The following is a 23,532-nucleotide window of genomic DNA, read 5'->3' on the forward strand; positions in this document are numbered from 1 at the left end:
AAAAAAATGATGGGTGGGCTCACGGATGTTCCCGGAATTCTGGTTGGAACTGCAGAGGACGAAAGCGGACGTACTGGATGCACAGTGATTATATGTCCGAAAGGAGCAGTTCCTGGTGTATCAGTAGTTGGTGGAAACCCCGGCACTATGGAGACCGATAGTATCCGTCCCGGAACCAGAGAGGAACTAGTACAGGCTGTTCTACTCACCGGTGGTAGCAGGTACGGGCTGTCAGCAGCAAGTGGTGTAATGCGCTGGCTTTATGAACAGCGAATCTAAGAAGTGCCTCTTGTACCTGCAGCTGTCATCTTCGATCTCCTTTATGCCAAGGGATCAAACCCACCTGATGCAGCTCTGGGCTATACTGCCTGTCAGGCTGCAAATAAGGGTCCTGTAGCAGAAGGCAACGTTGGTGCTGGCGCAGGGGCAACTATAGGAAAATTCTACGGAGAGCCGATGAAAGGTGGACAGGGTACGGCATCTATTCACATTCCTGGAGGTCCCGTGGTTGCGGCTCTAGCCATAGTCAACCCACTTGGAGATGTGTGGAATCATGGTCATATTGTTGTCGGAGCTCTGCGTCCGGATGGAGAATTTGTTAATCAGACAAGAGTAATGTTGGAGGGAGTACCGTCGCCGCTGTTTAGCGAAATGAATACCACAATCGCTGTAGTTGCTACAACAGCACAACTCACCAAAGCAGAAGCCAGCCGGGTGGCAACACTTGCCCAGGACGGAATGGCGCGGGCTATTTCTCCAATTCATTCGCAATGGGATGGGGACACGATCTTTTGTCTTGCAACAGGTTCAGATACTGAATACTACAAAGGTGACGCTGCTATTACGGTGATAGGCACAGCTGCTGCTGTGGTACTGGAAAAGGCTATTATTCGGGGAGCGCTGGCGGCACAATCAAGAATGGTCTCAAATTGTACCTGATAAAATTTCATCAAAAGTCAAGTTGTACGTTGTAAATACAGAATGTTATTTTTGACCTGTTGAGTAAACTCAACAGGTCTATTAATTTTTCGGAATCAGGAGGAAGGAGAAGTGTTTTTTTTTCTTGAACCGTATAGAGAAAATCTAGTGAGAGTAAGGCTTTTCCACAAAACAAACCTGTAAGGAAGATAAGAAGCATTTTCTGGCAATCTATTCGAGCAGAATGTCACCGCCAATAAGTTTGAGTACTGCGACGGCCAGCGATAGATAATAGTGTATGGTTAAAACACTTAAAGATAATTGCCGTGTGAATGCTGGGTGATTGCTGTGAAAGAGTTATATTTCTTTGGACAAAGTATCAATAAAATAAAAATTATTTTTATGATAATTAACTTAATATAACAAATACATTGAAGATATTTGGTAGCTCTTAATCTAAGAAATACCATCTATGAAGGATGAAAAATATAATAGATTTGATAATGATGAAATTATGGATAAAGAGGATGAGAAAATTTATAATTTGAATGATGGCATTTGTTGTATTTCCTATATATTAATTGATATTATTGATAGAAGAAGATATATAAGTAAATTGAAATAAAGATGACATTTTCCTTATTTATTTATGTATGAAGTGATTTAATTATTATTTTAACTATATTCATATATAACAACCTACAAATGGAGTTTTAACTCCTGTTTTTTCTTATTAAAAAATAGAAGAAGGGATAAGTTTTAAAGCATCAAAGTTAAAAAATAAAGTTATTAAAATCCTTATTTCCAATAAGGATTATGAACTTAAATTTGATACCACCAACTTATGTGAATTAGAAGAAATTTATTGAGATACCAATGAAGCCTTTGAGTATTTACAGAATAGAAAACTAAAGGACCTGGTTGGTAAGATAGTTGTGGTAGAGAGTAATTAATATTATTCTCGTAAGAGATATAATAAGGATAGATAATCTATGACAAGAGATAATAGTAAAAATAGAAGATAAATGTAATTAAGGAGTAGATTAAAATGAAAATAGAAATCAACAAGCTGGCAAAGCATTTTGCGGATGTTCCTTTTCAGATGGAGGGAATATATCGATTTACTCAGAAACCCGGTAAGTCTTGGCCTAGTTATACAGAACCTTTTCCAGGTTTTGTGTTTCCTTTAAATGGAAAAGTAGAATTTACTTTTGATGGTACGCCGTATGTATTCACCCCAGGAAAGGTAATACATGGCGGAGCTAAAATGAAGTTGGCTGAAAAGAAAAACAACAATACAAGCTGGGAATATCTGCTTGTACACTACCAGATATGTGGTCCTGATTCAGATAAGTTGTCGCCTTCTTCATCACATTTTGAGCTACAAGTTGGATACTCTCTCCGCTTATATGACTTGCTTGAACGTTTGTGGAAAATATCATTTCAATCTGGAAGTATTCCAGCATTCCAAACAAAGGTACTATTCTATAATGTACTGGAAGAGGTATTCGCTTGTGCACGTAATCAAGACAACGGCAATTCTAAAACTTTATTTGACCAAGTGTCAGCATATATCCATGAACACTATAGTGAATCACTAGCTATCTCAATGCTATCTGAGCAAAATGGAGTTAGCAGGAATCGGCTTGCTTATGTGTTTAGTAAATATTCGGGCATGGGACCAGGAGATTACTTGCTCAGCTATCGTTTGAATAGAGCAAAAGAGATGCTATTAGTTGAAAATATGACAACAATTCAAGAAATTTCGCAGGCTGTAGGGTTTAATGATCCTTTTTATTTCAGCAGGGCATTCAAAAAACAGTTTGGATTATCTCCAAGAGAGTATCGTAATAAATTCATAAATAATCCAGTTTAATTAAACATGGGTGCATTCCAATGTGTAAGGTGTTTTGCTATACTAAATTAGAAAAGTTAGATATAGCTAACTTCAAAACATATTTGGAGGTATAATGATGAAACGAACAATTGGATTTTTGCTTTCATTGATAATGTTGGTAAGTTTATTAACAGGATGCAATGGAGCAGTTACAAATAATAACACAGCAGGATCTGAAAGCTCACCTACTGCTGGGAAAAGTGAATCAGCTAATGATAAGGGAGGGTGGCCAAGGACTTTTGTTGATTTTGCAGGCAATAAGGTTGTAATAGAAAAAAAACCAGAGAAAATAGTTTCGCTGTGGTACTCTTATCCGGAATTTCTTGTTCCCTTGGAAGAAATACCAATTGCTTCTACTGAGGGCAAATTTTTAGCTTCTTTGGCCTATCTGAAAGATATTGAAGCTATGAAATCAGTAGCAGAATTAGGGGACAAGCTATCCCCTAATATTGAAAAGATTGTGGAGTTGGATCCGGATATTATTTTCGCTACGGTAAATCATGAGTCAATTTATGATTCATTGGTAAAAATTGCACCGGTAATTGTTTTGGATAGAGAAGGCTTTTATGCAGATTGGCGTGTTGGGATTCGGACTTTTGGTGAAATTTTGGGAAAAGAAAAAGAAGCAGAAACTATCATCAATGATATTACGACACAAATATCCAATGGGCGTGACACCTTGAAATCTGTAGAAGGTGAAACTGTAGCATTAATCAAAACTTGGGATGGGAAAAGTTATCATGTTGAAAGTCCTAGTGACCCATCATATATATATACCTTTGACAAGGAATTAGGTTTGGGTCTTACTCCTGACCCGGCATTTTTAGAAATGGCTGGTCAGAATGTTTCAATGGAAGGACTCTCTAATATTAATGCAGACCATATTTTCCTTGAAGCAGATATTAGTTTAAGTCAGTCTATTCTTGATGGGTTAAATAATAACAGTGTTTGGAACTCTCTCAATGCTGTGAAAAAAGGAAATGTACATTTTCTGGATATTTCAGCAGTTACAGGAGGTCCGCTAGCAACAAAATATGGAGTTAAATCCATTATTGATGCTTTAAGTAAGTAGGCAACAGATTATTAGCAAAAAGCCGGGTGTAACCTGCAAGGCGGGCAGCCACCGGCTTTTTGTTATTACATACTAGAATTTAAGGGAGGAAGATTTTGATGGAGCAGCAGAACGAAGCGTCATTACCGCTTAATGATGCACAAAGAACAAATAGCAGAATATGGACAACATGGCTCATTATGATATGCGGCAGTGGCATTCTTCTTATGACTATAGCGTTTTCTGTTACACAAGGCGCTGTAAAAATACCGATTTCTACCGTTTGGGATGCAATATTTCATTTTGATGCCGAGAACGTTAATCACTTAATCGTAGTAGATTTACGAATCCCACGAATAATTGCCAGCACCTTGGTGGGAGCTGCTTTTGCAGTAGCAGGAGCCATCATGCAGGGAACCACAAGAAACCCTATGGCAGATTCCGGGTTGCTTGGCCTTAATGCCGGAGCAGGCTTTGCTCTGGCTATCTGCTTTGCTTTTTTCCCGGGAGTTGGATATATGCAGATTATTTTGTTTTCATTCTTGGGTGCAGCTTTAGGTACTCTATTGGTCAATGGTGTGGCATCTCTTCGAAGAGGTGGTGCGACCCCCATGCGTATTGTTCTGGCTGGTTCTGCCGTTACTGCACTTTTGACTGCACTTGGACAAGGTATTGCCCTGTATTTTGAAGTTGAGCAAAATATTATGTTTTGGACAGCTGGTGGTGTAGCAGGTTCAAATTGGGATCAGATAAAAATAATGACACCTTGGATAATAGGCGCCTTACTGGGAGCTTTGGCTTTATCACGCTCTGTTTCTCTGCTTAGCCTGGGTGAAGATGTTGCAAAAGGACTAGGATTAAATACAACACTGGTTAATGTGCTTTGTTCTCTTATAGTATTAATTTTAGCGGGAGCATCTGTATCAGTAGTAGGTGCAGTGGGTTTTGTTGGGCTAATAATTCCTCATCTGGCAAGATACCTTGTAGGTATGGATTATCGTTGGATTATCCCCACATCTGCAATTCTTGGAGGTCTTTTGATGGTATTAGCTGATTTAGGAGCAAGAATGCTCAATCCACCATTTGAAGCTCCCCTTGGGGCATTAACTGCTCTTGTTGGAGTACCGTTCTTTCTCTATTTAGCACGAAAACAAAGGAGGGCATTGTAATGACAGAGCTACAAAAGAAAAATGAAGCATACAAGCGCAAGATTGCTATCCGTAATACTATCATTGTTTTTAGTTGTGCTGTTCTGCTTGTAATCTCCTTCGTTGTAAGCATGAACACAGGCTATATGAAACTTTCTCCAGCAGATACGCTTCGCACCTTTTTTGGCGGGGGAACAAATAAGGAAAACTTAATCTTGTTTGATTTGCGCCTTCCACGAATTGTTATTTCGGTTTTAATCGGAGCAGGACTTGCCCTTTCTGGCTGTATTATACAAGGAATTTCCAGAAATGCACTGGCTGATCCTGGATTACTTGGCATTAATGCCGGAGCTGGATTAATGGTAATATTATATACCATGTTTTTTGGCACAAAAAGCTTTTTGTCAATCTTTACTTTACCATTTCTTGCTTTGATAGGAGGTGGAACAACAGCAATACTTATATACTCCATTGCTTACAAAAAAGACGAAGGCATAGCCCCTATGAGGTTAATCCTTACTGGAATTGCGATACAAGCAGGAATATCTGCATTAACGACTGTTCTTGTAGTAAAACTGGATGAGACAAAATATAACTTTGTGGCTACTTGGCAAGTTGGAAACATTTGGGGAAGCAACTGGAAGTTCGTATTGACTTTGTTGCCTTGGCTTATATTATTGATTCCCTATGTGTTGTACAAGTCCCGTGTTTTGGACATTTTGAATCTTGGAGACGATGTAGCTTACAGTCTTGGAACGTCAGTTGAAAAGGAACGTCGTGGCTTATTGGCCGCAGCGGTAGTCTTGGCAGCGGTTTGTGTATCTGTTGGCGGAAGCATCAGTTTTGTAGGACTTATTGCACCTCATCTGGCAAGGCGACTGGTTGGACCAAAGCATAGTATACTCTTGCCCACCTGTGCGCTTACTGGTGCTGTGTTAGTATCTGCTTCAGATACTATCGCAAGGATAGTCATACAGCCTTCAGAAATTCCCACTGGTATTATTGTGGCTATCATAGGTGCGCCATATTTTCTGTATTTGCTTACAAAAAATAGGTAGTAACTAAAAGGAGGAACAGATCATGAACAGTATTTCAACGGAACAACTGGCAATTGCTTATGAAGATAATCTTATAGTTGATAAATTAGATATGGATATTCCAAAAGGTAAAATAACAACCATCATAGGAGCAAATGGTTGCGGAAAGTCCACGGTACTAAAAGCCGTGGGACGTATCCTAAAACCAAAAGCTGGTTCTATATACCTAAACGGCAATGACATGAGGCAGCTTAGTACAAAGGAAGTTGCTCAGAAAATGGCGATATTGCCCCAAACGCCTCAAGCCCCGTCTGGTCTTACGGTAGGAGAACTTGTAGCCTATGGCCGCTTTCCCCACCAAAGGGGATTTGGAAAGCTACAACCAGAGGACAAAAAAACAATCCAATGGGCACTTGATGTCACAAAACTTACAGAATATGAAACAATGGCAGTGGACAGCCTTTCTGGGGGCCAACGGCAGAGGGTATGGATTGCTATGGCGCTTGCCCAGCAGACTGATCTTATTTTGCTAGATGAACCGACTACATACCTTGACCTTGCTTATCAGCTTGAGGTTCTGGAGCTTTTATATAGATTGAACCGAGAACAAGGCTGCACAATCGTCATGGTACTTCATGACTTAAACCTTGCTGCCCGGTTTGCAGACTATATGATTGCTATCCGCTGTGGAGATATTATAAAGCACGGCAAGCCAGAAGAAGTTATGACAAGTGATGTCTTGAGAGAAACATTCCGGATTGAAGCCCAGATTGTAAATGATCCACGCACAGGTCGTCCTAATTGTATATCCTATGATTTGTTTGGAACTAAAAAGCAAGAAGATGGTGTCCTATAATACTTGATAGGTTATCATCCGTATTGCTTGGAACTACAAAATGAAAATCAATTCAAACTATTATCGTTGATGCTCAAGGTTTTGAAGTAGATTCAATCTCTTGAGCCACTATTTCAAGCGACGCTATAAAAAAACTTAGAGGACTGCATAGAGCAAGCTCAAAAATAACAATCTTTAGAGGCTATTTGAGGATTTGATAAAGCCTTGATTTATAAGGAGGTCCACGTATTGCAAACACAAGAAAAAACTACGTTTTCATGGCTGAGAGACTTCGTCGCACCGCACAAATCCGGTTATATTGCATCGGTGATCTATGCGATAATTGGCGTGGCGCTCAGCATTCTGCCTTATTATTTTGTGGCGCAGATGATCGTCCACCTAATTCGGGACGATAAAGATTTCTCTTTTTATGCCATATACTGCCTAATTATAACGGGTATTTGGCTACTACGTTATATTTTTCATGGAATATCCACAAGTCTTTCTCATAAAGCCACCTTTGCTGTAATTTCAGAGGTGCGATTGCGATTGACGGATAAACTTACCCGGCTACCAATGGGTTATTTGTTAGATACACCATCGGGTACACTTAAAAACATCCTTGTAGAACAAACTGATAACATTGAACCCATGTTATCCCATGTAATACCTGAAATGAGTGCAAATCTGCTGATTTCAATCAGTGTGATTCTCTATCTGTTTGCGATAGATTGGCGTATGGCGCTTGCTTCACTTTTCACGCTCCCCATCGCACTTTACTGTCTAAAAAAAATGACATCAGGATATGGGGAAAAGCAGCGAAATAGTATGGAGAAAACCAAACGTTTAAACGCTGTTGCTGTAGAGTATGTAGGTGGTATTGAAGTAATTAAGGCATTCAGCCAAAGTGCAACATCCTATGAAAAGTTCACTATTGCGGCAAAGGAAGCTGCAGCATCATACATTGATTGGATACGCAGTTCTCTAACCTACTTTGCTACGAATTTATCGGTTTTACCGGCTGTGCTTGTGAGTGTACTGCCTATTGGCTCACTACTATATATGCAAGGAACCCTTTCCGCTGAATCCTTTATTCTTACCATTATTCTTTCACTTGGTATTGGAGCCCCGTTGATTTCCACCATGTCCCATGTGGATGATTTGGAGAAAATCCATGCAGTGGTACAAGAAATTGCAGCAGTTTTGAATCTGCCGAATATAGAACGTCCTCAATCGGAAGTGGAACTGACAGATTATGATATTTCTCTGAAAAATGTATTCTTTGCTTACAAGGAAAAACAAATACTTAACGGCATCAATCTAAACATACCAGCTGGTGGTGTAACCGCTTTTGTTGGGCCGTCAGGCGGAGGAAAATCCACTATTGCCAAACTAATTGCTTCCCAGTGGGACGTGTCGGACGGTTCTATTTCCATAGGTGGCGTAGATGTTAAACAGATTCCGTTGTCCCAGGTCAATGAGAACATTGCGTATGTAACGCAGGATAATTATCTTTTTGATGATACTGTTCGCAACAATATCCGTATGGGAAAACTGAGCGCTTCAGATGACGAGGTAGAGCGTGTAGCTAAAGAAAGTGGTTGTCATGACTTCATCATGGGATTGAAGGAAGGCTATGAAACACGGTGTGGCGGAGGAGGGGGGCATCTCTCCGGGGGTGAACGCCAGCGAATCACTATCGCACGAGCTATGCTTAAAAATGCGCCTATTGTTATTTTAGATGAAGCCACCGCTTATACTGATCCGGAAAGCGAAGCAGTCATCCAAACAGCAGTTTCCAAGATGATAACAGGAAAAACGCTGATTGTCATTGCACACAGGTTGTCCACTATTATTGATGCGGATAAAATCGTGGTGGTAAAGGATGGTAACATTCATGCTGAAGGCACACATGACGAATTACTGAAGAACTGTTCTCTGTATCAAAGGATGTGGGCAGCTCATGATGCAGGAAAAGACGCAGCAAAGGAGGTTTTGGCATGACACAGATACTGCAGAAATTTTTTCGATTTGTAGGGGAGCAAAAAGGTAAGTTTATTGTTTCGATTTGGCTCATTATTCTATATGCCATATTTGAATCAATCCGCATTCCGGCGATTGCTATAGTGCTATCAGCTATTGTAGATGGTCATATGACAATACAGACTGTTTGGATGTCCCTCGGTATTATGTTAGTCAGTATTATTGGATGCATTCTCACAAGAAAAGAATTTACCCTTCGTCAAACTCAGGGTGGATACACTATGGCGGCGGACAAGCGGGTTGAGATTGGCGATAGGCTGAAATATATGCCGATGGGGTATTTCAGCACGAATAATCTTGGATATATTATCTCTGTCACAACCAACAGTTGCGATACATTACAGGATGCAGCAACGCGTGTTATCATGATGACATTACAGGGTCTCCTATCTACCGCAATGATTATGCTGGCTATTCTGATTTTTGATTGGCGAATTGCGTTGCTGATGACTTTGGGTGTTCTCGCCTTTTTTGCGATAAATGCTCTGATGCAGAAAAAGTCGCGCAAGGTTTCGCCCATCAAATCGGCTTCGGATGACAACCTGGTGGAAGCGGTGCTGGAATATGTGCAGGGCATTGGTGTGGTGAAATCTTATAATTTGGATAAAAGCGCAAATAAGCGAGTAGATGATGCGATTTACGATAACGAGAACGTCAGTATGAGATTAGAGAAAAGTTTTGTTCCATATATTAGTGCGCAAAGTTTTGTCCTAAAGATGTTTGGCGTGCTAATGATCCTTGCATCCATCTTTTTCTATAAAAACGGTAGCATGGAGCTTGTATCTTGCCTTCTGATGATGGTGGCATCTTTTATGATTTATGCTCAACTTGATACTGTGGGCGGGTTTTCAGCGCTTCTTCGGATGATGGATTTATCTATGGATAAGGTGAACAGTATTTTTGATACCCCTGTTATGGATGTAACTGGAAAAGACATTAAACCTAACGGATTTGATATTTGTGGAGAGAGTGTAAGTTTCTCCTACGACAAGCAAAAAATCATTGATGATGTGAGTTTCTTAATTCCACAGGGTACAACCACAGCTATTGTGGGACCCTCTGGCAGTGGGAAAACTACTCTCTGCCACCTAATGGCCAGGTTTTGGGATGTGGACAGCGGAACAATCACGCTAGGAAACACCAATGTGAGAGAGTATACGCTGGACAGTCTTCTAAAAAATTTTAGTATGGTGTTCCAAGACGTCTATCTATTTAGTGACACTATTGCAAACAACATCAAATTCGGTAAACCAGATGCGACGATGGAGGAAGTTATTGAGGCAGCAAAAAAGGCTTGTTGCCATGAGTTTATTTCTAAACTTCCTGATGGGTATAATACCATAATCGGCGAAGGCGGTGCGACTATTTCTGGCGGTGAAAAGCAGAGGATTTCCATTGCTCGTGCTTTACTTAAAGATGCACCTATTATCATTTTAGATGAAGCCACCGCCAATGTTGATCCGGAAAATGAACATCAGTTGCAGATGGCAATTGCAGAGCTAACCCGCAATAAAACTATCATTATGATTGCCCATCGCCTAAAAACTGTACAGGATGCCGACCAAATTCTTGTTTTAGATAACGGTAAAATCATGCAACAGGGCACTCATAATGAATTGATTGGACAAAAAGGTATTTACGCCGATTTCATTAATACACGCAAAAATGCCATTGGTTGGAAATTGAAAGCTGAACGTATATAAGCAAAGAGTTGAGAGAAGGAAGAACTTTCAAAAGCCTATCTGATTCTATGCAGAACTACATTATGGTGGTTTATGAGTTGTACTTTGGAGGCAACGAATATGTTGGTATTGTGGATATTGAGAATAAGTTAGGTGTATCCAAGGGTAGTGCTAGCCGAGCTATGAGCAGTCTTGCAGAACAAGGACTGGTATCTTCCATAAAGGCAAATAGGGATTAGAAAACTACACAATTTAAGCATGGAGGATTGTTCTTATTGCTTTTACGACAAGATAATTTAATTCACTCTTTACAGGAAAAAGTAAAACCGTTGTTTAGGCGGTCATAATCACTTGGAAGAGATGAACTATTACTAAACGGCGGTTTTGAAATAACAATCAAAGCCTCCGTTTTTCTTTTATTCTCAACTACTTCACTAGATTTACTCCACATCTCAAGAATTCTCTTACTTATACCAACAACTTCACAAGCTGGAATTAACCTAGCAGTATTTTCATTAGCTTCTTTTATCAGCTCTACAATTATTATGCGATCCTCAATGCTGATTACTCTTCCTGGTTTTCCTGGAAAATCAGTATAATCTTATGTGTAGATTATACTGATTATTAGCTTAACATTAAGCGCACAACCTTGATTATAAAGGAACTTCAAGATATACTATTCGATAATATATGCACTAACAATCTCTCCGTAATAAGCGGTATGAAAATCCTTGTTTGCACCGTGGAATGAACTATCAACTTCCTGTGGGTAAAATTTCTTCTTGTTTTCTTCTGTAATTGCACTCTCATCTTGTTTTTGCTTGTATATAACCCTACACTCTAGCGTTAACGGAAGTTCCTTAATAGCAGGAACGGAAATAATATTAGGTGTTTCAAGTGTCAAATTAAGTTCTTTGATTTTATCAATTGTACCACCGGATTTTGTCCCGCAAATCCCCAATATCTTTTTATCAAAAGCGCCATAAGGTATATTTATTGTGAATTCAGGATTTTTTTCAAGTTGAAGTTTTGTAAAGCGATTTTCTCTAACAAAAACTGTAAAAATAGGCTTTGCCCATTCAATTCCCAGTGTACCCCAAGAAATGGTCATAGAATTCACTTTGTCATCTACCTTTGTGGTCAACAAAACCCCTGTCTTTATCGCTTTCATAATTTCATTAGCATAATCAAATACTTCAATTTCTTTTTTCATAGCTTACCTCCTTACATAATTTATGTTTATATAATATATATGTTTATATAATATAATAGAATAATTATATTAGCTAGTATGCACTATTTAGATAGATACTATCGAAAAGGTGAGTTAAAATAGAGTCACAAGAAGGAGTCTATTCCAGCCATTTAAATATACATTGTCTTTAGTGGGAGGAAAATTCATACTAGGGTAATCAGTTTGTGGGGTAATAAAGTAAAGCATTGTTCACTTTGAGGCACATATTTTATAAGGAGATTTAAAATGCTTTAATTGTAGAACATCATGCCCTGTGTTATAATTTTGAATATAGATAAGGCGTCAAGGAGGTGGTGACTTGGCACAGCAATATACCAGAAAAATGATTCATGAGGTATTCATAAAGATGCTGAATGAGCGTCCACTTAACAAAATTACAGTTAAGGATATTGCTACAGAATGTGAGATCAACAGAAATACTTTTTATTATTACTACACAGATGTATATGCACTTTTGTCAGAAATCTTCCAAACAGAACTTCAGACAGTCATTGATGAATATAATGACACACTCTCCTGGGAGGAGAGTTTTATTGTGGCTGCTAAATTTGCTTTAGAAAACAAAACAGCCATTTATCATGTATATAATTCTATGCAGAGAGAAGAATTAGTGAACTATATATACAATGTATCAGGAAATGTTATGATACGGTATATTGAAAAGGTAAGCGACGGTATCTCAGCTTCTTCGGAAGATAGAAAATTGATTGCCTCCTTTTATCAGTGTGCCCTCACTGAAATGGTATTACGCTGGATTGCTTCTGGAATGAAGGAAGATCCTGATACTATCATAAGACGAATCGGGCAGCTCTTCGATGGAAACATTGAGTTATCCCTTAAGAGAAGTGCTGATTTAAAAGATGTCTAGTAAGAGGCAATAAGGAGAATCCTTTTTTATCAGACATTTTAACCTCAATGACTAAAAATTAAGCAAATAAACTGCGGTGTTTGAAATTCGAACACCGCAGTTTATTTATCTAATGAAAAAAACACAAAAAAACTATATTATAGATTTATAGAAACCTTACAGATACTAAGTATTCACAAAGTTAAAGGGGACCTATTATTTATTACACCCTATGGACTATTAATAGAGTGAATATGGAAGAACTCTAAATATAATAGTAGTTTTCAGAAAACTATTAAAAAATTAAGAAAGAGGGAGATAATAATGAAATTAAAAACACATGATGATAGACTTACCCTTACAAATGGAAGTTATCATGCTTTAGTAAATGCAAGAAAGCCTAAAGGAATTGAAGATAAAAAAGCTTATTTAATAGGTACTGGAATTGGGGCTTTGGCTGCTGGTTGTTTTTTAATTCGTGATGCTCATATGGATGGCAGCAAAATTACTTTCTTAGAACAATTAGATATTCCTGGTGGATCTTTGGACGGAAATGTTCGTCAAAATATGGATTATGTAGCACGTGGCGGACGTGAAATGGGTCATCATTTTGAAGTTTTATGGAGCTTATTTAGTTCATTACCTTCTACAGAAGATCCTAATATGACTGTGTTAGATCACTTCTATTATACAAACTACGATGATCCAAACTTTAGCAATTGTCGTATTACTAAAAACCAAGGTGAGCGCTATGATAATGGAAAATTTAATTTAGGTCAAGATTTAGCAAAAGAATTAGCTGCTTTTGTAAATATGCAAGATGAAGAACTTGAAGATAAAACTATTGAAGATATTTTTTCTGAAGAACTTTTAAACACTGATTTCTGGACATACTGGAGAACAATGTTTGCTTTTGAGAACTGGCATAGTGCTTTAGAGATGAAATTATATATGAATCGTTTCATCCACCATGTTGGAGGCTTACCAACACTTTCAGCTTTACAATTTTCAAGACATGATCAATACACTTCATTTGTAAAACCTATGGTTAAGTATTTAGAAGATCATGGTGCTAAATTTGAATATGGAGTTACTGTTGATAATGTTGAGTTCTCAATTTCAGATGATAAAAAGGTTGCAAAGAAAATAGTTGCAACAGATAAAACTGGAAAAGATATCTCTATTGATTTAACAGAAAAGGACTTAGTATTTATTACTAACGGTTCTATGACTGAAGGTTCAGGATATGGTGATGACAATACTCCTGCACCATTTAATAAGGAACCAGAAGGATGCTGGAAGTTATGGAGAAATATAGCAGCTCAATCAGATGAGTTTGGAAGACCAGATAAATTCTGTACAGATACAGAAAAATCTAACTGGGAGTCTTGTACAGTAACTTGTCATGATGAACGTGTTCCAGAGTACATTGAAAAGATTACAAAACGTTCACCATACGGCGGACGTACTGTAACAGGTGGAATAGTTTCAGCTCTTGACTCTTCATGGTTGATGAGTTGGACAATAAACCGTCAAGAACAGTATTATGGACAACCTGAAAAAGACGTTGTTGTTTGGGTATATGGTTTGTTCTCTGATGTCCCTGGAGATTATATTAAAAAACCTATGAGAGATTGTACTGGTAAGGAAATCACAAAAGAATGGTTATATCATATAGGTGTTCCTACAGATAAAATTGAAGAATTAGCAGGATCATGTAGTGCAGTTCCTGTTATGATGCCATATATTACATCTCAATTTATGCCTCGTGCAGCTGGAGATCGTCCATATGTTGTACCAAAGAATGGAGTAAACTTTGCTTTCCTTGGACAATTTGCTGAAACATTAGATGATCCAGGTCGTGATACTGTATTTACTATAGAATATTCAGGACGTACAGCTATGGAAGCAGTATATGTTTTAACTGGAGTTGAAAAAGGAGTTCCTGAAGTATTTTCTTCAAGATATGATATCCGCTATTTATTAAATGCAGGTGTATGTTTATTAGATGGAGAAAAACCAAAACTTGATTTACCACCAATGACTAGACGTAAAATTTTAAAACAAGTAGCAGGAACAGACATTGAAAAGTTATTAAAAGAATATGGAATTGTTTAATGACATTTACAGTTAGATAATTTGATTGAAATCCCGAATTTTAAAAAAATCGGGATTTTAATTTATTGTAGCTATTATTCATATTGCCATTTGATATATTGATAATATAGTAGAATATCATACGAAGGAGGAACCTCTTTGAAAGAAAAAATAGATCTCAAACAAGGTTATATTCCTACTATAGGAGAAATGCAAAGTTGGTATGAAGATGATTTACGTAAGGAAGCGTTAAAATCATCGGAATACGAGAATAATAAAAAAATAGAAGAACAAGGGGCGTTTTTTAAAGCTTTTCGAAAATGTGAAGAAAGGGATTATGAAATCCCTAATGATTCTAAAAAAAACAATGTTTATTATGAAAAATATAGAGCTTATGTAGAAGAAGAAACAGAAAACAAGGGCAAAAAGATACAAGAAATTGAAAATTCAATTGAATATGAAAAGTTTTTCCTTCGCTTAGAAAGAAGAGTAAATAGCGAGAGTAATAATTACAGTCATTATGGCAGTAATTCAGCTACAAGATATAGGGTTGATTGCATAAAAAAATTAGAAAAAGAGTTAGAGGTAATTGTAGAAAATTCTCCAGAAGCATGGGAATTTTATTATAAACGTCAACTGATAAGTGATATAGAAACCCAACATCAGCAGCGTTTGGTAACTGTACCTTATGTAGTCAAAGCAAAACAAAAGGTAATAGATTCGTTAAATTTAGGTGTTCCTGTGTATATTGTAGGACATTTGGGAAGTGGAAAAACACAATTAGCAACTGAAGCAGCCCTAGATTTTACTATTCAGAATAGAATACAAAGAGAATTAGAAGATAAAATGGAAGATTGGTTTTCGAGAAATCCAAATGCCACAGAAAAGGATGCTATTGAAAAATTTGGACAATTTAATGAAGAAAGAAAGCTTCACTATAAAAATATTTTAACTAATGGAAGTAAAGAAGAAATAGAATCGCTGCAGCCACTATTTATATCTGGGTCCCATAATTTAACTTATGAAGATATGTTTGTAGAGAAAACTTTGACTCTCAAACACAGCTTCTCTAAAGGGTCTTTTGCGGATTATCTGAACATGATTATAGGAGATTTTTATGAGTGGATGGATGAGCACAGAACTAGACTAGAGAAGATGACTGATGAAGAACAGTTACAACTTAAAATTCAAATATGGAAAAGTTTTTCTGATTTATTGGTAGCAAGTAATAGCGCTTTTGGTACTGAAATCAAAAAAATAGAAAGAGAAATTTTGATTGCAGTAAAAGAGGGGCGACCTGTAATTGTAGACGAATTAAATACAATTGCCATGCAAAACTTAATTGCTTTAAATGATATTTTGCAGCGTCATGCAGGGAATACAGCTTATATCACAGGAGTTGGTCCTGTTCTCATTAAACCTGGATTTGGATTTATTGGTACAGGAAACCTGTCAAGCCAAATGGTTAATTATGAAGGAACAAATGAGTTAAATCCAGCATTTAAATCACGTTTCGTAACCATTGAATATAATTATGTACCTCAAAAGACAATTGGTTCCTTAGAAGATCAAGGGCTCCCAGAAAGAAATGAACTTTTTAGAATAATAATAGCGCGATTAGCTGATAAAAATGGAAATATTCATATTCCTAATTCCAAAAGGACATTAGAAGAATTGTTTAGATTTTCTCAGTTGTGCAGGGTTACTCAAAATGTTTTTATGGGTAAATGTAAAGATGACGAAGCTCAAAAAGATTGCGGAGCGGATGAACTAGAGTTAAGGGAGTCAGTGTTATCAATTCGTAGTATTTTACATGTTTTAGATAATTGGAATCGAGGCGAAGAAAAAGACTTAAGCAAAGCTTTGTGGGATGGCTTTATTAGTTCAATTACTTATCCTGACGACCAAAACTATATTCTCTCACAAGCAGTACGTTTTGGATTTTTTCCTATGGGAGAAGGATGGAAGGTTGAGACAAAAGGCTTAGGAGAAGCAACCACAACCTATGATGAAATTCGTACTCGTCCATATAACTATGTAAGGCCATTAACAGAAACTTTAAGCTATTTAGATGTAGTTCATCTGATATTTGGGAAAGGAACTCCGAGAAAAACTTTTCCAAAAGGACTAAAAGAAACTTTTGAAGCTGCCATTGATGATTCATCGCGAATTGATGCGGCAGAGTATCAAAAGCTAGATCAACAATTATCTCATTTAGAGCATTCAAAAGATCTACTTGAATACTTAGAAGGCAATGGAGAAGAAAAATGGAAATAAATTTGTCTGTAGACAGGAAGGATTTTAAGAGTCAAGTTGAAGAGCTAAGAGAAAAACTGAATGAATGCCAAACAAATGGAATTTTAGATGATGGTTTCAAAGAACAATTAAACAAACTTTTAAAAATAGAAGAAGAGTTATTGACTGATTTAATTCCCTATTATCGAGTTTATGTAAATGATATTAAGAAGACTTCAATGAGGATAAATCCCATAAAGCAATTGGGGGCTTTTAGTTTTGATAGTTTTTTACAAACTTCATTGAGGATTAATAAGAACCTTTTTATTACAAGTAGTATAGATAGAAAAGTTCAATTTTTTTATATAGACATTGCAGACGATTCTTCTGATTATAATCAAATTGAAGGAGAGTGGAGTCCTCCTATTAAAGAAATAAAAGAGACAATTTCATTTATGTGCAAATTAAATGGCAAAGAAATTTTGCTCTTTGGAGTCAGAGGAGGATGTTATCTAATTTCAAGCGATAATTTTGATAAGCTACCTAATGTTAATGGAGAGATTAAAGTTAAAAGGGTTCAAACAAATTATGATTTTAATGGATTTGGAAGATGTTTAGCAATTAGAGATGGCTTATTTGTAGCGGAAAATGGAGATGAAAAGTTAAATTTATTTGAAATAATAAAGGAAAATGATGAATATGGTTTAGTTTTTCATAAAGATATATATTGCACTATTCCAAATTGGACTGTACTAGAAAAAATAAATGATGATTATTTTGTACTTGGAACAAAGATGGGAAATTTATATTTTATCAAATATGAGAACAAACAAATTACCATTACAGAAAAGGTTGATTTTCTAAATGATGAAATAAGGCAAATTAGATGTTTAGAAGATGAGAATGGTAACAAGAAATCACTTATAGTGACAGGCAATAAAGGACAGCTTAAGCTATTTTCTTTATATGAAGATTCAAAAACTATGAAAATAGAATTGAATGATTTAAAAGGTAATTTGTTTGACATTCAATCTAAAAAAGGCACAGCTATAGTTTTAAGTGAAGATGGAATCATATACTTGTTTGAAGAGAATTTTGGAAATTGGTATCTAAATGAAGATGCAACAATTAAAGATATATTTTTTACTAATGTCCTTAAATTAGATGTTTCAAAATATCTGTTGATGGATATAGAAGGTAAATTAAATTTGCTACACATTGATCGAATTGATACACCAAAAGACTTGTGGAATCTGCCGTTGTATTAAGGCATCTTCAAAAAACAAATAAGTCAATATGCTCGTCTATTTTTTGTTATACTGCGTCAACAGAACCCTTAGATAGTGCTACTATCTGCGGAACCTGTTTCCTTGTCTAACTCAAAATATACTTCCCATCTTTGACTTATTATTTATTTTCAGATGCCTAATAGGAGGGATGAGTATGTTTGACTTTGATGAACAAACACTAATTGAAGAATCTAAAAAACATTGCGAAGAGTTTTTGCAAAAAGAACAACGCTCATTAGCCACATTTACAAGAGATTCTAGTCTGATGTATATTACTGATTCAAAACTACAAAGATTTATATTAGACTCTTCCAAAGGAATTTTGTACCTACCCTTGGAAAGTTTTTTAGATAAAAAATTAGATGACAATCAAATCATGTGGCATATCTATTATGAGCTAGCCTTATATCCTGATTGGAAAAAGCAAACTAAAAAATATCTGAATAGAAAAAAAGATTGGCAGAAAGAAATTGATCACATGACAAGGTATATTATCACTAGGATAAAAAAAGAAGGTCTAGAAAATGACCCTGCATATAGGCCTAAAATTATTTCTAATTATGTGAGAAAAGAAATTTTTGATTTGTTACATCTATTGGATAAACAAACATCTTTTCTAAGAGTTTTGCAGATGTGTCCTATATATAGGGATGAAGAAAACTTTAAAAAAATTGTTTCATATATGAAACAGACAGGTAAGACCATTGAGTCAATTTCTCAAATGCCTAAGCATAGAGCTTTTGCAAATAGCTTTTTTATTATTGAATTATATAAAATAGAGCCTAAAATTGAAGAAAGTGCTCTAAATCCCTTTGATAGAAAAATTTTTAATCAGCCTTTTTTTGATTTTATTCATTATCAATTAATTAGACAGATAAATAATGATCAAGGAATCATAGAGAGAGATCCATTCATTCGTTCCTTCATCTATCCAACGTTTGAACAATTATGGAAACAAGAAATTGATGAAATGATGCTTTATAAATCAAAAGGACAGAGGGAAGAAAAGGTTAAAGGAAGTGAAAATCCTTTTGAACAGTCAAAAGCAGATGAGATGCCAGATTCACTAGAATCTACTCAAGAAGAAGTGGAAAAGATTTTAGAAGAAATGATGGATCAACAAGACCAAATAAGTGAGAGTATACAAAATACCATGCAAGGTAAGGTAGATTTAGAGACTTATGGGATTAGTCAATCAGATCAACAGTTATTTGAATTTTATTCAAATAAAATGAAATTAGAAAGAGAACAAATGCGTCAATTTTGGAAGAAATTGATAGGGAACGCAAAAAAAGAAGTAAGTGTAAAAAAATATGGTCAAGTAAAGGGAAAACTAGATGTGGATAGTTTTATTAACTTTTATCCGGATTTTGTAGAAGCTGAAAAAAAGGGAAGCTACAAAAATCTTCCGATTTTTAATAGATACTTATTAGAGACTAGGGCAGATGTATTACCTGAAAGAATAGAGATTTCTTTTGTTATAGATAACTCAGGATCAATGAATCCGTCAAAAATTGAGGTGGCTAGAAAAGCTTTGGCAGTGACCTTGCTGTCCATAGATGATTTTAATAGATATTTAAAAAGTAATGCAGAGCAATTGAATCAAAAAGTAGACGTTTTAAGTGAAACTTGTTTTTTTGGCAGTAGGTATTATAATGTTAAAGAATTTAACGATAAAAATGTGAAAGAAAAAGAAAAAAGTGATATAATTCGCTCAATTGTAAAGCTAAATGCAACAGATGGAGCAACAGATGATGCAAGCTGTCTTAAGGAAATATCTAATAGAATTACGCCCATACAGGAAAGTGAACTTAAAAAAGGAAAACAAATAAAAATAGTATTTGAAGTTACAGATGGTGCATCAAGTTTTCCAGGATCATCAAAAGAAGCTGTACAAGAATTATTATCTAAAAATGTTGAAGTTTATGCCTTTCAAATAGGGAAAAATAGCGAAGCAAGTAAAAAAAATTTTAACTTCGTATGGAATGAAGGATACAAACAACCACACGGAGTAATGATTGGTGAACAAGTAGAAAAACTGCCAAAAGAACTGCTAAAAGCAGTAAGAAAAAATATGCAGTCTATTTTTAATAATTAGTGTTGACAGCGGATTTTTTTAATATAACAAAATCAGGACGTTGCATTTTGAAATCCAGAGTATATACTATATCTACCTCATAATGGGTAAGTAAAGTAACATCTCTAAGGATTTGAAGGTCTTAAGTAAATAGCGAAGTGTGCTGTGTGTTCCCTAAGACGAGAGTTTTAGGGAAATTTTGCTTTATGGAGTTTAACAAATACGAAGAACTAAGAGGTTTTGCGCATTTGTTTATTGAAATAATGGATAAATGCCCCGCGCTCAACCATACATAAAGCAATGGTAAAAAATATCTAAGCTTAATAAAAGAAGTGGAGGATTATACATTGATTTCATTGAAGAGTTCTAAAAGTAACTTATCCATCTGTTTTAATAAATATTGATTATATAGGAATAAAAATGATATAATTGGGTTCAACAATGACACTCTACTTTTGGATAGTCTTACATTGTAAGTGAACTCAATTATACCAAAAAAGGGAGGCATTATTTTTTTGGTAAAAAACTCTGCAACCCTTGATATATCAAGAGAAAATCTAAAAACAGTGTAAAAAATTTCACACTAACGGATTAATTAGAGGAGGATACATTATGAAAATTTCAAAGAGTGATGCGTTGATATGGTTTGATTTTTTTGCCCAATTACCTGAGGATGAGGGGCTTAGTGTAAAACATGAGGAAATCATTTATGCTACCTTAGCACAAATTGAGGCAGTTATCGATCATAGAAATGATAAATTAATGTCAGAAATTAAAGGCTTAAAGACTTTAGAAAATAGAACTTTTTTTGTGGGGAATGAAAATAAATTCTCAAAGGGATGTCGTTCCTGTCTTTTAGGGACTGGATTAAGTGCAATTAGAAAAACAAACAAATGTAACTTAGAGTGTAAGTTCTGTTATAATTATGGACAACTAGAAGATATACCTCCCATTGGAGAAGGGATGTGGGAAATTGGGGGAAGTAAATTTTATGAGAAGGATATTGATTTGCTTCTTTCAATTCACCAGAAGCCTACAGGCATTTCCTACGTTTATTTAGAGCCATTTATGGAAATTGAAAAATACTATTCCGTTATAAAGAAATTTAGTGATGCAGGGATTTATCAACATCTATACACCAACGGAACTTTAGCTACAGAAGAGACATTGAAAGCATTGGGTGAAGCTGGTCTTGATGAGATACGTTTTAACCTTGGTGCTTCTAATTGTTCAGATAAAGTTATTGAGAATATTGGAATTGCTAAAAAATATATTAAAAATGTGGGTATTGAAACTCCAATGACTCCTGAGTTTTTTGAAACATTCTTTAAGAAAAAGCAAGCTATTTTAGATACAAAACTGGATTTTATTAATTGTGCAGAATTACATTTAAATGAGAACAACATAGACAACTATTCTGAGGATAACATGTATATTTCAAGACAGGGCTACATATCTCCAATTTGGAGTAGGGAATTAACTTTCAAATTAATGAAAATAGCCGATGAAGAAAATTGGGATTTAGCAGTTCATGATTGTTCAAACTACACAAAATTTGCTAGAGGTTTGAATTTAAGTAGCAAAGAAGGTAGGTGGTTCGGAGCTAATGATTATGCCTGTGAGTTTTCTAGGATTCCATATGAAGCATTTTTCCCAATACTGAATGATGATAATTTTCAATTCTTAAGTGAAGAAGAATTACCAGAAGACTATAAACCAGTATTGATAGATTATTAGAGTGTCTTATAAAGTTCCATAGTGTGTTTTGTGTTCCCTCAGACTTAGAGTTTGGGGGAATTTTTGTTTGATGAAGTTGTACAAATATAAAGAGTTAATGAGTAACCCTTTGATTTTCCTCTTACAGGTTTGTATATCTATGTTCCTTATATGCTTAAATTATAGTAATATGTGGATTTTGCAAGTCCTACTACCTTAGTACAAACACTGCATTATATCCTTATTCTATGTATTTTTAACAGGTTGGAATTGGTGAGTCCATATCATAAGTCTGGCAGGCATCATGGTAATAATCGAGCTTTCCATCAATCAAACGAAGATGTTTTTTTAAATCTTCGTTTTGCTTTAAAGTATATTCTTCATGCTTCCTTTTTTTTATAGGCTTGTGTTTCATTAAGAAATCTTTAGCAAATTGAACATAACTCATAAAATTGTTAACGCTTTTCAATATGTAATACTTTACATAAAAGCATAGTAATCAATTTTTGATAAGAAGCAACTTGATTTTATTTCCACTATAACCATATATTCCTTGCGAGATACGTAATAAAAAAATTAAAAATAAGAAGTCGCGTTGTGATGTAGTTCACCTTATCACTACTTTCTTTTATTACTAAACCATTCAATTGTTGATTTTTCCACCTCTTTTGGAAGCATTTTATTATATACCTCATCATATAGCCATGCTAATGTCTTCTTGCTTAAATATTTTCTCATTTCATCTTCTGCTTCTAACATTACAACTTTTATTAAGCAAGGAGATTTTGTATGTGTATCTGGTAAATTATCTTTATCTAATAATATATTATTTTGTCTAATTTCTGCACATTGAAAAAATGGTTCACTTCCTTCTACTGCTTCAACAATATCCCAAAATGTTATTTCTTCTGCACTACGAGCTAGTGCATAACCACCTTTTACACCTGGCATAGATTTTATAATTCCTGACTTACTTAATTTTGCATATACTTTTGATAAATAAGTTTCTGAAATACCCTGAAATGTTGCTAAATCCCTTATTCCCACAGATTTCCCTTCTTCTGAATTTACCATATATAATAAGCAATGTATTGCGTATTCCACTCCTACTGAAAATTTCATTTTTCATACTCCTTTGATATATTATAATCTTTTATTAATAATATCCTATTATCTATTCTCATTCAAGATAATCATATAATATTAAATATAAACTCTTCTACAAAATATTTATATTGACAAAAGAAAAAAGAAATTGTATTATTAGAGATAACAAGAATCGGTGATAACATTTATCCACGATATATATTGTCTAAAATTTAAAAGAAAGAAGGAATATAAAATGTTTACAGAAAAATTTTTTGAGGTACTAAATCATGAGGGAGTAGTTTCTATTGTAACTTGT

The 23,532-nt window shown here is 35.4% G+C and carries 18 protein-coding genes and 1 pseudogene; 16 read left to right on the forward strand and 3 right to left on the reverse strand.

Annotated elements, in window-relative coordinates; translation table 11 throughout:
• Window positions 1–9 precede the first annotated feature (9 nt).
• The 10 genes and pseudogenes from KQI89_RS13035 (at window position 10) to KQI89_RS13080 (ending at window position 10,850) form a co-directional block, all read left to right on the forward strand.
• Window positions 10–939, forward strand: a pseudogene (locus tag KQI89_RS13035) (P1 family peptidase).
• A gap of 451 nt (window positions 940–1,390) precedes the next feature.
• A complete protein-coding gene (locus KQI89_RS13040; RefSeq protein WP_216457433.1) occupies window positions 1,391–1,543 on the forward strand; it encodes a hypothetical protein in 153 nt (50 codons plus the stop codon).
• A gap of 423 nt (window positions 1,544–1,966) precedes the next feature.
• Window positions 1,967–2,794, forward strand: coding sequence for a helix-turn-helix domain-containing protein (locus KQI89_RS13045; RefSeq protein ID WP_216457434.1), 828 nt, complete (start codon window positions 1,967–1,969; stop codon window positions 2,792–2,794).
• Window positions 2,795–2,891: 97 nt separating this feature from the next.
• Complete coding sequence (locus tag KQI89_RS13050) at window positions 2,892–3,887, forward strand: ABC transporter substrate-binding protein (RefSeq protein ID WP_216457435.1); 996 nt, start codon at window positions 2,892–2,894, stop codon at window positions 3,885–3,887.
• A 98-nt stretch (window positions 3,888–3,985) separates the two neighbouring features.
• Window positions 3,986–5,035, forward strand: a complete 1,050-nt coding sequence (locus KQI89_RS13055) for a FecCD family ABC transporter permease (RefSeq protein ID WP_216457436.1) — start codon at window positions 3,986–3,988, stop codon at window positions 5,033–5,035.
• Complete coding sequence (locus tag KQI89_RS13060; protein WP_216457437.1) at window positions 5,035–6,072, forward strand: FecCD family ABC transporter permease; 1,038 nt, start codon at window positions 5,035–5,037, stop codon at window positions 6,070–6,072. The genes KQI89_RS13055 and KQI89_RS13060 overlap by 1 nt, the downstream gene beginning before the upstream one ends.
• A gap of 22 nt (window positions 6,073–6,094) precedes the next feature.
• Window positions 6,095–6,907 (forward strand): ABC transporter ATP-binding protein, encoded by an 813-nt coding sequence (locus KQI89_RS13065; RefSeq protein WP_216457438.1) that lies wholly within the window; start codon window positions 6,095–6,097, stop codon window positions 6,905–6,907.
• 228 nt (window positions 6,908–7,135) lie between these two features.
• Window positions 7,136–8,890: an ABC transporter ATP-binding protein gene (locus KQI89_RS13070; protein ID WP_216457439.1), complete on the forward strand. Its 1,755-nt coding sequence runs from the start codon at window positions 7,136–7,138 to the stop codon at window positions 8,888–8,890.
• Window positions 8,887–10,632 carry an ABC transporter ATP-binding protein gene (locus KQI89_RS13075; protein WP_216457440.1) on the forward strand — a complete coding sequence of 582 codons (1,746 nt, stop codon included), beginning with the start codon at window positions 8,887–8,889 and terminating at the stop codon, window positions 10,630–10,632. Before KQI89_RS13070 ends, KQI89_RS13075 begins: the two co-directional genes overlap by 4 nt.
• Window positions 10,633–10,679: 47 nt before the next feature.
• Window positions 10,680–10,850, forward strand: coding sequence for a helix-turn-helix domain-containing protein (locus KQI89_RS13080; RefSeq protein WP_281418320.1), 171 nt, complete (start codon window positions 10,680–10,682; stop codon window positions 10,848–10,850).
• A 437-nt stretch (window positions 10,851–11,287) separates the two neighbouring features.
• Here KQI89_RS13080 and KQI89_RS13085 read toward each other — a convergent pair whose 3' ends face one another.
• On the reverse strand, window positions 11,288–11,824 hold the full coding sequence (locus KQI89_RS13085) for a flavin reductase family protein (protein WP_216457442.1): 537 nt from the start codon (window positions 11,822–11,824) through the stop codon (window positions 11,288–11,290).
• 340 nt (window positions 11,825–12,164) lie between these two features.
• Between KQI89_RS13085 and KQI89_RS13090 the strand changes: the two genes are divergently transcribed.
• From KQI89_RS13090 to KQI89_RS13115, 6 genes are all read left to right on the forward strand, one after another.
• Window positions 12,165–12,734, forward strand: coding sequence for a TetR/AcrR family transcriptional regulator (locus tag KQI89_RS13090; RefSeq protein WP_216457443.1), 570 nt, complete (start codon window positions 12,165–12,167; stop codon window positions 12,732–12,734).
• A 303-nt stretch (window positions 12,735–13,037) separates the two neighbouring features.
• Window positions 13,038–14,831, forward strand: a complete 1,794-nt coding sequence (locus KQI89_RS13095) for an oleate hydratase (RefSeq protein WP_216457444.1) — start codon at window positions 13,038–13,040, stop codon at window positions 14,829–14,831.
• 138 nt (window positions 14,832–14,969) lie between these two features.
• Complete coding sequence (locus KQI89_RS13100) at window positions 14,970–17,087, forward strand: hypothetical protein (RefSeq protein ID WP_216457445.1); 2,118 nt, start codon at window positions 14,970–14,972, stop codon at window positions 17,085–17,087.
• The gene (locus KQI89_RS13105; RefSeq protein ID WP_216457446.1) at window positions 17,078–18,313 is read left to right on the forward strand and encodes a hypothetical protein; all 1,236 of its coding nucleotides are present in this window, start codon (window positions 17,078–17,080) and stop codon (window positions 18,311–18,313) included. The genes KQI89_RS13100 and KQI89_RS13105 overlap by 10 nt, the downstream gene beginning before the upstream one ends.
• Window positions 18,314–18,488: 175 nt before the next feature.
• Window positions 18,489–20,432, forward strand: a complete 1,944-nt coding sequence (locus KQI89_RS13110; RefSeq protein WP_216457447.1) for a vWA domain-containing protein — start codon at window positions 18,489–18,491, stop codon at window positions 20,430–20,432.
• Window positions 20,433–21,023: 591 nt separating this feature from the next.
• Window positions 21,024–22,148 carry a radical SAM protein gene (locus KQI89_RS13115; protein WP_216457448.1) on the forward strand — a complete coding sequence of 375 codons (1,125 nt, stop codon included), beginning with the start codon at window positions 21,024–21,026 and terminating at the stop codon, window positions 22,146–22,148.
• Window positions 22,149–22,383: 235 nt separating this feature from the next.
• Here the strand turns inward: KQI89_RS13115 and KQI89_RS17740 are convergent, their stop codons facing one another.
• Window positions 22,384–22,596, reverse strand: coding sequence for a hypothetical protein (locus tag KQI89_RS17740; RefSeq protein WP_246583101.1), 213 nt, complete (start codon window positions 22,594–22,596; stop codon window positions 22,384–22,386).
• A 149-nt stretch (window positions 22,597–22,745) separates the two neighbouring features.
• A complete protein-coding gene (locus tag KQI89_RS13125) occupies window positions 22,746–23,249 on the reverse strand; it encodes an RrF2 family transcriptional regulator (protein WP_216457449.1) in 504 nt (167 codons plus the stop codon).
• Between the last annotated feature and the right edge of the window lie 283 nt (window positions 23,250–23,532).

This window comes from Clostridium simiarum, assembly GCF_018919175.1.
Lineage (GTDB): Bacteria > Bacillota > Clostridia > Clostridiales > Clostridiaceae > Clostridium_L > Clostridium_L simiarum.

Coding starts and splice junctions, on each gene's coding strand:
- KQI89_RS13040 (WP_216457433.1), top strand. CDS start 1,391: ATGAAGGATGAAAAATATAATAGATTTGATAATGATGAAATTATGGAT.
- KQI89_RS13045 (WP_216457434.1), top strand. CDS start 1,967: ATGAAAATAGAAATCAACAAGCTGGCAAAGCATTTTGCGGATGTTCCT.
- KQI89_RS13050 (WP_216457435.1), top strand. CDS start 2,892: ATGAAACGAACAATTGGATTTTTGCTTTCATTGATAATGTTGGTAAGT.
- KQI89_RS13055 (WP_216457436.1), top strand. CDS start 3,986: ATGGAGCAGCAGAACGAAGCGTCATTACCGCTTAATGATGCACAAAGA.
- KQI89_RS13060 (WP_216457437.1), top strand. CDS start 5,035: ATGACAGAGCTACAAAAGAAAAATGAAGCATACAAGCGCAAGATTGCT.
- KQI89_RS13065 (WP_216457438.1), top strand. CDS start 6,095: ATGAACAGTATTTCAACGGAACAACTGGCAATTGCTTATGAAGATAAT.
- KQI89_RS13075 (WP_216457440.1), top strand. CDS start 8,887: ATGACACAGATACTGCAGAAATTTTTTCGATTTGTAGGGGAGCAAAAA.
- KQI89_RS13080 (WP_281418320.1), top strand. CDS start 10,680: ATGCAGAACTACATTATGGTGGTTTATGAGTTGTACTTTGGAGGCAAC.
- KQI89_RS13085 (WP_216457442.1), bottom strand. CDS start 11,824: ATGAAAAAAGAAATTGAAGTATTTGATTATGCTAATGAAATTATGAAA.
- KQI89_RS13095 (WP_216457444.1), top strand. CDS start 13,038: ATGAAATTAAAAACACATGATGATAGACTTACCCTTACAAATGGAAGT.
- KQI89_RS13105 (WP_216457446.1), top strand. CDS start 17,078: ATGGAAATAAATTTGTCTGTAGACAGGAAGGATTTTAAGAGTCAAGTT.
- KQI89_RS13110 (WP_216457447.1), top strand. CDS start 18,489: ATGTTTGACTTTGATGAACAAACACTAATTGAAGAATCTAAAAAACAT.
- KQI89_RS13115 (WP_216457448.1), top strand. CDS start 21,024: ATGAAAATTTCAAAGAGTGATGCGTTGATATGGTTTGATTTTTTTGCC.
- KQI89_RS13125 (WP_216457449.1), bottom strand. CDS start 23,249: ATGAAATTTTCAGTAGGAGTGGAATACGCAATACATTGCTTATTATAT.